A 12,503-nucleotide genomic window follows, 5' to 3' on the forward strand; every position below is an offset into this window, starting at 1 on the left:
GAAAATACACTTTTGAGTTGGAAGGAGGGAGAAGCCATGAATGTACTAAAAGTACCTGCTCGCACGATCGCTATTTTTGTACTTCCTTGTCTTATCCTTTACATAGGGACGGTGTTTGTTCCTATTCTAGTTTCTTTTTATACGGCGATGTTGGACTGGAATGGGATTTCAGATGCCAAGTTTGTCGGTCTGGCGAATTTCAAAACATTACTGTTCGATGATCCGAACTTCTGGATGTCGGTGAAGCGTACGATTATGTATGCCGTCTTCTCCATTATTGAGATTCCATTTTGTTTGCTGTTTGCTATTTTGCTGAATCGCTATGTACGTAAAGGAAATCGTCTGGTGACGATCTATTTCGTACCGGTTATTTTGTCTAACGTTATTCTAGGACAATTGTGGAAAACGATCTACAACCCGGCTTCAATGGGCGGGATGTTAAATGGTGTATTGATCAAGCTAGGTCTGGATAGCTGGACACATAGCTGGTTAACGGAGCCTGCAATTGCGATGTATGCGATTTACTTTGTATCGCTATGGCAGTACTTTGGTTACCATTTACTTATTCAATTTACAGGGGTACAAAATATACCGGATGAAATCTATGAAGCTGCCAAAATTGATGGTGCAGATGGATTCAAAGCAGACCGTTATATCACGTTCCCGATGGTTGTACCTATTTTCAAAATCTCGGTTGTGCTAGCGTTTATCGGATCATTACAAGCATTCGAGTTAGTTATGGTTATGACAGGCGGTGGCCCTGCACATGCGACCGATACGATAGCGACGCATATGTATAACATGTCGTTCTTATCTCAGAAGTATGGTTACGGTAGTGCGGTAGCTACATTCCTTGTTATTTTCTGTCTGGTCATTACTGTGATTATTAATGGCGTATTTAACAAAATCGAACGTAAAGTGACGTAGAGGAGGAGAGCACGATATGAATAATGTGAAAAAATGGTTCGTGTATCTACTCTTCGCGATCCTGATCGTTACGCAGTTATATCCGCTGTTATGGTTAGTGATGTACTCACTCAAAACAAACGAAGAAATTCTGGGAGGTAGCTTTTTCGCTCTTCCGAATATTCCTCAGTGGCATAACTATGCAGATGCTTATACTTCCGGTAGTTATCTGAAATATCTAGGAAATAGTGTACTGGTTACAGCGGTTAGTTTGTTTGCAGTTGTTATTTTGAGCTCCATGACCGCTTATGCGATTACTCGATTTAAGTGGAAATATGGGCAATATGTGATGTTGCTATTTTTACTAGGAATGATGATTCCACTACAAGCGACATTATTGCCATTGATGATTATTTTCAAAAATCTAGATTTACTAAATACACGCTGGTCGATCATTATTCCGTATACCGCGTTTGCGTTGCCGATTGCTGTATTTATTTTAAGTGGATTTATGCGGTCGATCCCGACAGATATTGAAGAATCTGCGTTTATGGATGGAGCAAGTGTATACCGGATTTTCCGTAGCATTATTTTGCCGATCTCGGTTCCACCTGTGATGACTGTATGTATTCTGACGTTTATCAATATCTGGAATGAGTATATTGTAGCGGCGACGTTTATTTCATCCGAAGAACTCAAAACATTGCCGTTCGGGGTGTATACGTTTGTCAGTCAGTATTCGGTCAATTACGGAAATATCGGAGCATTCCTTGTCATGGGTGCGTTACCGGTTATTATTTTCTACTTTATTTTGTCTGAACGCATCACTAAAGGTATGGTAGCAGGAGCAGTTAAAGGATAATTGTATAAAATGATTTTGCCAGAAGCTACCTTTATTGGTACTATCTCTGTATAGGGACTTGGCGGTAATCATAAAGAGGACCCAATCCTTTTTATGGTTACCGCCCTTTGGCTTTTTTAGCGACCGTTGTAGAAAGGAGCATTTCACTTTGTCACGTAGTCTACATTCGATCCATAATCGATTGTTTATTTTGTTTCTATTCTGTATGGCAGGGATTGTACTGCTAGTCAGTATCCTTTTTTATAACCGTACAACCACTCAATTTCATGAAAAGTTAGGCGAGATTGCGCAGAAAAATGTATCGCAAACGGTGGGATTGCTTGATCTTCTACTCGGTAGTTATGATAGCCTGTCCAAGTCGATTAGTGCCAATGTGGATATTGTACGCCTGCTCGGTCAGAAGTCAGCAAGTTCGCCGCAGGTTGAGTATATTAATCAGAATTATATTACAACGATTATGGGAGCAATCTACTTTTCCAGAGACGATCTGGTAGGTATTCATGTGATCGGTGAAAATGGCAAAATCTACGACTATAGCAATTCGATGAATGTGATCGATCCTGAATACACCAAGTCATCATGGTATCAGCAGATTAGTGGTTCGTCCGGTCAGATGGTCTGGTTAGGTGTGTTTCCTCATTCGATTATTGATCAGGCGGAAGATCAACCTGTATTTGCTTTCGGTCGTCCGATATTCAATCTCAATGAACAACATCAGATCGGAATTGTACTGATCGAAGCGCGGGCAGATACGTTTTTGACAGCGATGAATAATTTGAAATTAGGCCCACATAGCGAAGTGAATATTGTAACCGGAGACGGTAAACATATGCCCACTTCGATCGAACCGAACAGTAAGCCCGGTTCATTACCGCCGAATATTTCGTTGCCACAGATACCGGGTCAGGTGAATGTACAGCAGAATAATAGCCGTCTGATCGCCGCTTCCAAGCTTGGCACCACCAATTGGACGATTGTCAGTTCAACGCCGGATCGTGATCTCAATGTCGAACTGACGCAGACGAAGCGGTATTTATTTATTGTGGTTACTGTGCTGATTGTAGTGTCTGCGTTGATCGCTTTTATCGTATCCCGTACGATTTCTTCTCCGTTAAAGCGACTGATTCGAGAAATGAAGCAAGTGGAAAATGGAAACTTTCGCGGGATGGTTACTGTGACTTCTTACGAAGAAATCAATTCGCTTGTAGTATCGTTTAACCATATGGTCGCTCGAATCGAAGAACTGATCGAACGGGTCAAAGTCTCTTCAGTCAGTGAAAAAAATGCAGAACTCCATGCGCTTCAATCACAGGTGAATCCTCACTTTCTCTACAACACACTGGATATGATCTACTGGATGCTAGATGAAAAAGGCAATGATGAGCTAGGCGATGTGGTGTTATCGTTATCGCATATGTTCCGGTATAGCAGTCACTGGGAAGATCATGCACTGGTGACGTTACGTGAAGAGATAGAGCAGATTAGTCATTACCTGACGATTATTACGATGCGACTGGATGGTCGATTGAGCGTAGAGATCGATGTCGAAGAGCAGTGGATGGATCTGCATGTGCCTAAGATGTTATTACAACCGATTATCGAAAATGCAGTCAAGCATGGTCTGGAAGCGTTAGATCGACCGGGTGTTTTGCGAGTAAGAGCGATACCGGATCGGAAATACCTTAATATTATTATTTCAGATAATGGCAAAGGGATGAATGAATCTACATTAGAACGACTACGAGATTCTTTGCTTCACCCCACCGATCCTGTTCATCGTGAACGCAAAAGTATCGGTTTGCAAAATCTACATCAGCGACTTTCTCATATGTTCGGGATCACGAACGGGATACATATTGAGAGCGCTCTCGACAAAGGAACAGCAGTCAAATTGGTATTGCCGTTATCCGATGCTTCCGCTGTCGCTCAATTATCTTCACAGACTGTAGAGTCTGAATATTCAGATCAACCTATTTCGATCGATAAAGGAGGTATTGTTCGTGCACATTCTGATTACAGACGATGAAAGTTTTATTCGTGAAGGGATCAAGCGTACCATCGAAAGTGTTTTTCCTAATTATCATGTTCATCTGGCTTCATCTGCTGAAGAAGCGGTGTTGATTATGAGTGAGCACCGAATCGATATTATTTTGACCGATATTCTGATGCCTGGCATCAATGGTCTGGAACTGATGCGTATTTCCCGTCATAGTCAGCCACAAGCCAAATGGATCGTTATCTCGGCACATTCGGAATTTTCCTATGCTCAACAAGCGATGCATCTAGGTGCACGAGACTATCTACTCAAACCGATCGGCAAAAAGAAATTGGTGGAATTAATGGAATCGCTCACAATCGAGATTCGTCAGGAGCGAGTAGTCTCTAAAGGGGAAGAAGCGCTCAAAGATGGGCTAAATTATTTGCGTGAAGCTGTATTTCAACGATTAGCCGCAGGGCTCAGTATGGGCAAAATCAGTCTAGATACCTTTATCGCAGACTATCCTGAATTCTATCTCATTCTGGTCAATATCGAACAAGATCAACGCAGTACCCATTTGGAGCATTTTATCGTAGAAAATGTATTAAATGAATTGATCGATCAATCAGGTCAAGGGTTCGTCGTGAGCTTTGATCGCAATAGTCTATTAGGGCTGGTCACACTGCATAATCATATCCAGATTGAGCAACTATTAGAACCGCTACAAGGACATTTGCAAAAGTATTTGAAAGTCCCGTTTGCGACCAGACATTCCGGTCCTCACCAAGAGATTGAACATGTCGCTGTTGAAGTGAATCGCTTACGTGAAGAAAAGACAGCACAAGTGGATGCGCCAGAAGAAGGAAGCAGTAGCGATCATGCGATCCAAGTCGCTCTGCAATATATTCGTGCTCATTTTAACGAAGAGTTATCTTTAGAAAAGGTAGCGGCTGTTGTATTTCTTAATCCAATTTATTTCAGTCAATTGTTCAAGCAGAAAACAGGGCAAGGATACAAAGATTATGTGATCTGCCTGCGCATGGAACAAGCCAAAGTGCTACTGCACAACCCCAAGCTCAAGCTTGCTGATATTGCAGAACAGATCGGCTACACCAATGTAGGGCATTTCACCCAAGTATTTCGCAAGAAGTTTATGGTTACTCCGACCGAATATCGAATGCAGGAAAAAATCTTGAATACGTGAGTGCGATGTGAGAACAGAATAGAGATGAATCAACATATAAAGGAGGTGAATGATGTCTACGTCAGAAAAGAATATGTTTAATATTATTCTACTCATTGTGTTGGGTGTAGCACTGATCTATGTTTCGCAACCGTTGAATACTGTTTCGATAGGTTCGGTTATCTTAATGGGGATGCTTACGTTACAAGCTATTATCAAATATATACATGATTATAACAATCAGACGAGCATTGAATACAGATGGTTTAACGTGTTTGTGACGGTCTCGTCTTTGATGATCATTGTGTATTTATTTTGGGTGCACCAATGGATCATTATTAAATTAATATTCTGGGTGTTAGAAGGATGTCTTTTCTATGGATATGCAAAAAAGCTGATGATTAGTAAACGGAACACTAGATTGAAATAATAAATACTCGTAGTAATCTATATAACAAACTGTTTAGTTTTGTAATTGGAAAGTTAGTTTCATTGATATGAATTTCGGAGTAGAAAGGATGCACTGATTATTAATACATATGCTATGCGTTTGGTATTTTTTATCGTTTTCTGTTTTTGTATTGCTATAGGTTGCAGTAACCAAAAATCTGAAAACAACATTCCTGAGTTAAATGCACAATGGGATGATTCTAGTAAAAAAATAAGTATCCCTGTCACAGTAGCTACGTACAATTGGCATGGACAAATGACGTATGGAGGACCTTGGGAAGCTACAGAAAAGCAAGAACCTACCATTGTAAAAGGAAATGCTACTATTCAACTTTCTTTTAATGGTACAAGTCCTGATGAAATTCGAATTCGTGAATATCCGAGTAAAACAGAATTTAAAAATATAGATAAAGCATCTAATCAAATCATCGTACCGGACAAATCAGGTGTATATGTATTTGGTGTGGATGGTACATGGGGAAATGATGGCGTAATCTATGCTTTGAAAATAAAAGTAAAATAAGCATGATCGTGAATTAAATATTGAATACACAAAACCCTAACTTCGTATAGAAATTAGGGTTTTTATGTGTAGAACTGTTATTTATTTGATACTTAAATCTGAAAATGAAATACTGCCTAATCTAATAAGCCAATCCTACACGATGTCCAATATAACGAGGATCGCTTAATTGCTGATATGTGAAATAGGCTGTATCTCCTGTAGAAATCGATGCTCCATCTTCAGGTAGCACATCTTTTTCATCACGATAGACACCCGTATACTCTCCATCCGGCAAATACGTCGGGCAGACTACTGTCCAGTCGAGCCCGGAATCTCGCAACGTCTCATACATCACCCGATGTTCTTCAGCAGCACGAGTGCTTTTTCGCTTGGATTCAGAAGATTCATAGCGGTATTTATCTGCTTCGATACGACTCTGTAAAATGCCTGCTGTGCCTACTGTAATAATGCGTGCAATCGACTTCTTCTGCATCAGCTGGGCGATGATCGGCGTGCTAACAGATAACGTATTCGTTTTATCGGTATTGAGTGTACTAATGACAGCTTGTACCCCGTTCAAAGCGGTCTCAAGATCATTGCTGTTCAATACATTGCCCACCATAACATGCAGATTCGGAATCTGTTCGCTGATAGGTAAAGAGTGATTGATCGCTGACAATGCTTTAGAAGTCTCTACCAAACCCTCTGCATAGTCTGCCAATTGTTCATTTAACTTATCCAGAGAACGTACCAATACAGTCACTTCATGACCATCATGAAGCGCATATTGTAGAACCGATTGTCCGACACGACCTGTCGCACCAAGCAGTAGAATACGCATTAGTTAGACTCAGCGTTTTTCCAGTTTTGCTCACAAAACGCTGCTAACTCTTGCTCTTCCTCTTCTTCTAGATCGAAATCCAGTACACGATCGGTTCCTTTTTCAATAATATCGTAGTTTACAATACCATTGCCTGTTTCTTGAACTTTATAAATAGCACGAATATAGAGACCGTTTACCGAATAGATATCGTCCTCTTCATCGACTTCAAAATCAATAAAAAATTCGTAACGTGTGCCGACCAAAATTTCAAAAGGGTCTTTAATCATTTCTACCTGATAACTTGTTATTTCCATTATTCTATTCCTCCTGCATCTAGCAAAGATGCGCTTATATTATTCTAATCATGATGTACATACGAAGTGCACTGTCATTGTCCAGTGAAGTCTTATTATAGCACGATTGCTAGGAAGTAGAGGATAGTGAAAGTAGTAATTTCTTTTTACTTGAACAAATGTTTAATGTCTATTGAACAATTGTAAAAAGCGTTGTATACTCGAAAGGTACATGACATGTCAGCTTTGTCGTAAGTGATCGTCATCCAGATTGGCTTAGAGGAGAGAAATAGAATGAAGGCGTTATCCAAAGGGCAGACTGCTCTGTTTTTAGCATTTTTGATCTTAATGTGGGGCGTGAACTGGCCGTTATCCAAGTTCGCGTTAAACTATGCACCACCTATTTTATTTTCCGGTATTCGGACATTGATTGCAGGGTTGTTGTTATTGATTGTTGCTTTACCACGTTTGCGTGATCTTCGCTGGAAGCAGACATGGAAAATCTATGCAATCTCTGCCATTCTAAATATTATTTTGTTTTACGGTTGTCAGACGATCGGTATCGCTTATATGCCTGCTGGATTGTTCTCGGCGATTGTCTTTTTACAGCCAGTATTAGTCGGATTTTTATCCTGGTTATGGGTAGGCGAATCGATGAATCCGCTCAAAGCGATAGGTCTTGTATTAGGTTGCGCAGGTGTAGCCACGATTAGTGCAGGAGGATTCTCTGGTTCCATCTCGGTAATTGGTATCGTACTTGCATTAGCATCTGCGGTTAGTTGGGGTGTAGGAACAGTCTATGTGAAAAAAGTAGGCGATCGGGTTGATCCGATCTGGTTAGTAACCATTCAATTGATTATGGGTGGCGTCGTAATGACAGCCGTTGGTACAGGTACCGAAAGCTGGTCAGATATTACGTGGAACGCTACATTTATCGGAGTATTACTGTTTATCTGTATTTTCGCTATCGCTCTTAGCTGGTTATGTTTTTTCCGTCTTGTTGGTTCAGGCGAAGCGAGTACAGTCGGTTCATATACGTTTTTGATTCCATTAGTATCTATTATTCTTAGTGTGTTATTTATGGGTGAATCGGTAACAGTGAATCTGATTATCGGCTTGGTCTTGATCGTTATTAGTATCTTGCTGGTAAATCGTACACCAAAAGAAAAGTCCGGTCATACGCCTATCGTTAATATCGATACCAAAGAAGTTCATTCGTAATCACCATCTGATCTAATTACTATAAGCAAAGACTCCTCTACGCATCATCATGCACTGAGGAGTCTTTTTTGTATGCTTATCTATTGTTCTAACGGTTCGGTCTGCAACTGTTGTTGTTTGTTAAACAAGCTAGGCGCAATAAATAAACTAAGCAAAATACTTGTAATAATCGCCGAAGTCATCGTAGTGAACACAATTAACAATTGAAAACGCACTGCTGTAATCGGATCAGCACCGGCGATAATCTGTCCGGTCATCATACCGGGTAACTGAACCAGACCGAGTGTTTTCTGCCCGTCTATCGTTGGAATCATACTGGAACGAACAGCGCTTTTGAGCACCGGCAAAATCGCTTGTCTAGGTGTGCCTCCAAGCGACAATAGCAAAATGATTTCACGCTGTCGCAACGTCACTTCCGAACGTAACCGAGTCACTAATAGACTGCCTAGAATCATAGAATTGCCGATAATCATACCGCTGATCGGAATAATATAACGTGCTGTTGCTGGAATTATTCCGAATCCTAACAATAGTGCCTGCGTTACGATCTCCACAATCACCAGTGTCAAAAAAACTTTGATCGTCATATAAGGAACCGATTTGCCTTTTTTAGATACATTGAGCGACGCGACAGTGATCATCACTAATAGAAATAAGCCGACGACCCATAACTGCTCTAAGCCGAAAATAAAATTCAATACATAGCCGATAATTAGCAGTTGGATCGTAGCTCGTAATGTGGCGATTAGCACATCTTTTTCCAGACCTAACTTGAACGAACGAGACAACACTACAGCAAATAAAACAAAACATAAAGACAGCGTTAACGCAATAATCGTCATTGGAGTTCCCCTTTTATAAATCGCTGTGCTTCTTCGGTCTGTGGATGTGCAAAAAATTCTGCGGTTGGTCGCTGTTCTAGCAATTGCCCATTCATCAGAAACCATGTTTGTTGTCCGACACGTTGCGCTTGTTCCATCTGATGTGTGACCCAGATGAGTGTAATGCCTGATGTGCGTTGGATATCTAGTAGCAATTGCTCAACCTCCCGTACAGAAGAAGGATCAAGTGCAGAAGTAATCTCATCCAGCAGCAAAATCTGAGGTTGATTCGCAAGGGTGCGCGCTAGAGCTAACCGTTGCTTTTGACCACCTGAAAGGTCTTGTACTTGCTGATGAAGCACATGAGCAGACAATCCTACTTGTTCGATAAGAGTCGAAGGATCACCGATATCAATCCCATGTAATCGTTGCGCAGTCTGTAAATTGTAAAGTGCGGTTCCTTGTACCATTGGAGCATCTTGAAATACGATGCCAACTTTTCGGCGTAATTCAGTAATCGACCATGTCTGTATTTCTTTGCCTTGAATATATAGTTGTCCTGAATCTGGTGTAAGTAATAGATTGCACAGCGATAATAATGTGCTTTTGCCTGAACCGGAAGGGCCTACTAGTGTGGTGATCGAGCCTTGTTCGATATTCCCGCTAATCTGGTCTAATACAGGTCTAGCACGCTGTGCACTGGGAAAAGATTTAGAGATATGTTGGAATTGAACTGCATATGTAGGTGATGGCGATAATGTCATCTGTGGATCAAGCATCCTTTCGGGTTTTGGCTAAGTATTATTGTAGTATAAATGCGTATTTCACAGCAGAAAGATCATGCAGTGTATCTTTTGGTATACTGATTGTACAAAAAAACAAGAACTACAGATGCAGGAGGATGTAATATGTCATTTTCAATCGTTGTTTTTCAAGGGCCCAGTGCATCAGGTAAAAGCACATTACAAGCACGATTAGGAGTACCCAAAATTGTCACATGGACATCCCGTCAACCCAGAGCAGGCGAGCAAGATGGGGTTGATTATCATTTTGCGACTAGAGAACAAATTGAGCTTATGTTTCGTCAGGGATTAATGTTAGAAATGAGCGAATACCGTAACAATCTGTACGGAACTTCGATCAGTTCGATTGAAGATGCAGGAAAAGATGGACAGGTACGTTCGACAGTAATGGACCCGCCAGGAGCTAAGCTGGTCAAAGAAAAATGGGGCGATCGGGTATTGTTAATCGGAGTGCTAGCAGATCGTGAGCAACTGGCAAAGCGATTATTTGATCGTAAAGTGAGTATTGATGAACAAGAGCAACGTCTTCAGAGCTATGATCAGGAACGAGCGGCATTATCACAATGTGATCTGATTATTCATAATTCAGAAGGACAATTGCGTACAGCAGAAAAGGTGATCGACTATATTCGAGAAGGCATTACTCGTACAGCGCGCAAATAAATTCATGTTCTCGCTAACATACAGATCAATAGAAATAGGATAATTGATGTCATAATAACTAGATAAAAGCCTCCAATAAAGTGAGTATAGATGGCTGACTTTATGGGAGGCTTTCGTATGTCTATAGAATCATCTCAAGAATCGTTAAGTTTTAGGATTGATCGGGATGACGTTCTTGCAATTCAAGCCAGATAGCGGCTAGATCAAGTTCACCTTTACCGTTCTCATTAGCTTCACGATATGTCTGATCTGCTGCTTCAGCTAGAGGCAATTGTACATGTAATCGTTTGGCTTCATTAGTGAGTAAGCCTAGATCTTTGGAGATTAGACTTAACATAAATGCCGCTGGAAATTCGTTGTTGATAAACATGTCTTTTTTGCCTGCTAATAACGGAGTGGCTACAGCAGATTCACCGAACATTTCTAATACTTGTTCACGTTGCAGTCCTGAACGTTCAGCGATTAATAGTGATTCGGCAATCGCTTGTGTCGAAATGCCTAACAATAGATTGATAGATAATTTGGCAGAACTCCCATGACCAATTTCGCCGAAATGGATCGTTTTTTTACCTAAAATATCAAAAAACGGTTGGCAAGCTTGAATATCTTCAGCCTGACCTCCTGCAAGAATAACCAGATTTCCTTGTTCTGCCGGAGCGACAGAGCCAGATACCGCAGCATCTACATAAATTGCGCCTTTATCTGTAATTTGCTTCGCCAACGCTTTGGCTTCTTCAGGGCTGATCGTACTCATATTGATCACATACATACCTGCACGTAGCTGACTAAGAATACCTTGTTCGCCGCTTAATACATCATCAATCGCATCTTTTTTGGTTAACATCACAAACACCACTTCAGCTTGAGCAGTCGCTTCGGCAGGGCTAGCATACAGTGTTGCTCCTGCACGTTCTAACGGCTTCGCACGCTCACTGGTGCGATTGTAGACATGTAATGTATATCCTTCTTTCAACAAATTATGAGCCATCGGTAAGCCCATATGCCCTGTTCCGATCCACGCTATATTTTTCATAATGACACTCCTTAGTTTTGGATACTACCGTGTAATTGACGTTATCGTTTGTTTAGAATAACCGCGCTAAAGGTACTAATGTATGAATACCCAATTTCACTGCTATCTATACTTTATAATAAATAGTTATTGGTAATCCGACCAGAACAGTTGACATTATTTCATCCTGTAACTATAATTGTTACATGTAAGGCGAAATACACAGTACAAGCTTTAGAGCTACACATATAGTAATAAGCATTACAATACATCAACTAATACAACATGGAGGTTTTAAGTATGAAAATCGCAGTTATCGGTGCAACAGGTAAAGCAGGATCATTGATCGTTGAAGAAGCTTTGAGCAGAGGGCACGAAGTTACAGCTATCGTACGTAACGCTTCTAAAGTGCAAAATGACAAAGTAAATGTAATCGAAAAAGAAGTATTGGATATTACAACCGAAGATATTAAAGGATACGATATTCTAGTCAATGCGTATGCTGCTCCACAAGGACAAGAAGAATCTCATATCACTGTAGGTCAATCGTTGATCAACATTTTGAAAGGTGCTCCTGATACTCGTTTAATCGTTGTAGGTGGTGCAGGTAGCCTTTATGTGGATGATGCTCATTCTGTACGCCTTATCGATACACCGGACTTCCCTGATGCTTACAAACCAACAGCATCTAACCAGGGTAAAAACTTGGACGATTTGAAAGCATCAAGCGGTATTCAATGGACATTTTTAAGCCCTGCTGCCTTTTTTGATGCACAAGGTCCACGTACCGGTTCTTACACAGCGGGTGGAGAGAAAATGATCGTTAACAATGAAGGTAACAGCTATATCAGTTATGCTGATTATGCGATTGCAATTGTAGACGAAGCGGAAAAAGCAGCACATGTGAACGCGCGCTTTAGTGTAGTGGGCGAAGCGAAGTAATCATTTTTAATAACCATTTTTGCAAATGAACATCTATGACT

14 protein-coding genes are annotated in these 12,503 nt (G+C 40.8%); 9 read left to right on the forward strand and 5 right to left on the reverse strand.

The features are described from left to right. Nucleotides 1-36 precede the first annotated feature (36 nt). The 6 genes from QCD85_RS11330 to QCD85_RS11355 all read left to right on the forward strand — a co-directional run bounded on the left by QCD85_RS11330 (nt 37) and on the right by QCD85_RS11355 (nt 5,902). The gene (locus QCD85_RS11330; protein WP_274171504.1) at nt 37-927 is read left to right on the forward strand and encodes a carbohydrate ABC transporter permease; all 891 of its coding nucleotides are present in this window, start codon (nt 37-39) and stop codon (nt 925-927) included. A 16-nt stretch (nt 928-943) separates the two neighbouring features. After that, a complete protein-coding gene (locus QCD85_RS11335) occupies nt 944-1,768 on the forward strand; it encodes a carbohydrate ABC transporter permease (RefSeq protein ID WP_273614071.1) in 825 nt (274 codons plus the stop codon). Nucleotides 1,769-1,916: 148 nt separating this feature from the next. Further along, nucleotides 1,917-3,794, forward strand: coding sequence for a cache domain-containing sensor histidine kinase (locus QCD85_RS11340; RefSeq protein ID WP_441005619.1), 1,878 nt, complete (start codon nt 1,917-1,919; stop codon nt 3,792-3,794). Beyond that, nucleotides 3,769-4,950 carry a response regulator gene (locus tag QCD85_RS11345; protein WP_301262663.1) on the forward strand — a complete coding sequence of 394 codons (1,182 nt, stop codon included), beginning with the start codon at nt 3,769-3,771 and terminating at the stop codon, nt 4,948-4,950. Before QCD85_RS11340 ends, QCD85_RS11345 begins: the two co-directional genes overlap by 26 nt. A 52-nt stretch (nt 4,951-5,002) precedes the next feature. After that, complete coding sequence (locus tag QCD85_RS11350; protein WP_301262664.1) at nt 5,003-5,359, forward strand: hypothetical protein; 357 nt, start codon at nt 5,003-5,005, stop codon at nt 5,357-5,359. Between the two features lie 114 nt (nt 5,360-5,473). Beyond that, the gene (locus QCD85_RS11355) at nt 5,474-5,902 is read left to right on the forward strand and encodes a hypothetical protein (RefSeq protein ID WP_301262665.1); all 429 of its coding nucleotides are present in this window, start codon (nt 5,474-5,476) and stop codon (nt 5,900-5,902) included. 121 nt (nt 5,903-6,023) lie between these two features. Here QCD85_RS11355 and QCD85_RS11360 read toward each other — a convergent pair whose 3' ends face one another. Both QCD85_RS11360 and QCD85_RS11365 read right to left on the reverse strand, forming a co-directional pair. Then, nucleotides 6,024-6,725, reverse strand: a complete 702-nt coding sequence (locus QCD85_RS11360) for an NAD(P)-dependent oxidoreductase (protein WP_301262666.1) — start codon at nt 6,723-6,725, stop codon at nt 6,024-6,026. After that, nucleotides 6,725-7,021 carry a DUF6509 family protein gene (locus tag QCD85_RS11365; RefSeq protein WP_307301301.1) on the reverse strand — a complete coding sequence of 99 codons (297 nt, stop codon included), beginning with the start codon at nt 7,019-7,021 and terminating at the stop codon, nt 6,725-6,727. The genes QCD85_RS11360 and QCD85_RS11365 overlap by 1 nt, the downstream gene beginning before the upstream one ends. Nucleotides 7,022-7,294: 273 nt before the next feature. Between QCD85_RS11365 and QCD85_RS11370 the strand changes: the two genes are divergently transcribed. Next, entirely contained in the window at nt 7,295-8,221 is a 927-nt protein-coding gene (locus QCD85_RS11370) for a DMT family transporter (RefSeq protein ID WP_301262667.1), read from the forward strand. 80 nt (nt 8,222-8,301) lie between these two features. Here the strand turns inward: QCD85_RS11370 and QCD85_RS11375 are convergent, their stop codons facing one another. Beyond that, nucleotides 8,302-9,063 (reverse strand): ABC transporter permease, encoded by a 762-nt coding sequence (locus tag QCD85_RS11375; protein ID WP_274171507.1) that lies wholly within the window; start codon nt 9,061-9,063, stop codon nt 8,302-8,304. Next, nucleotides 9,060-9,806, reverse strand: a complete 747-nt coding sequence (locus QCD85_RS11380; protein ID WP_301262668.1) for an ATP-binding cassette domain-containing protein — start codon at nt 9,804-9,806, stop codon at nt 9,060-9,062. Before QCD85_RS11380 ends, QCD85_RS11375 begins: the two co-directional genes overlap by 4 nt. A 144-nt stretch (nt 9,807-9,950) precedes the next feature. Between QCD85_RS11380 and QCD85_RS11385 the strand changes: the two genes are divergently transcribed. After that, nucleotides 9,951-10,508: a guanylate kinase gene (locus tag QCD85_RS11385; protein ID WP_301262669.1), complete on the forward strand. Its 558-nt coding sequence runs from the start codon at nt 9,951-9,953 to the stop codon at nt 10,506-10,508. A gap of 151 nt (nt 10,509-10,659) precedes the next feature. On the opposite strand, the gene QCD85_RS11390 is transcribed toward QCD85_RS11385, so the two are convergent. Further along, nucleotides 10,660-11,541 carry an NAD(P)-dependent oxidoreductase gene (locus QCD85_RS11390; protein ID WP_301262670.1) on the reverse strand — a complete coding sequence of 294 codons (882 nt, stop codon included), beginning with the start codon at nt 11,539-11,541 and terminating at the stop codon, nt 10,660-10,662. Between the two features lie 279 nt (nt 11,542-11,820). On the opposite strand from QCD85_RS11390, the gene QCD85_RS11395 reads away from it, so the two are divergent. Next, a complete protein-coding gene (locus tag QCD85_RS11395) occupies nt 11,821-12,462 on the forward strand; it encodes an NAD(P)-dependent oxidoreductase (RefSeq protein WP_273614062.1) in 642 nt (213 codons plus the stop codon). The last annotated feature ends 41 nt before the right edge of the window (nt 12,463-12,503 follow it).

It is taken from the genome of Paenibacillus sp. PsM32 (assembly GCF_030433815.1).
GTDB lineage: Bacteria > Bacillota > Bacilli > Paenibacillales > Paenibacillaceae > Saccharibacillus > Saccharibacillus kyungheensis.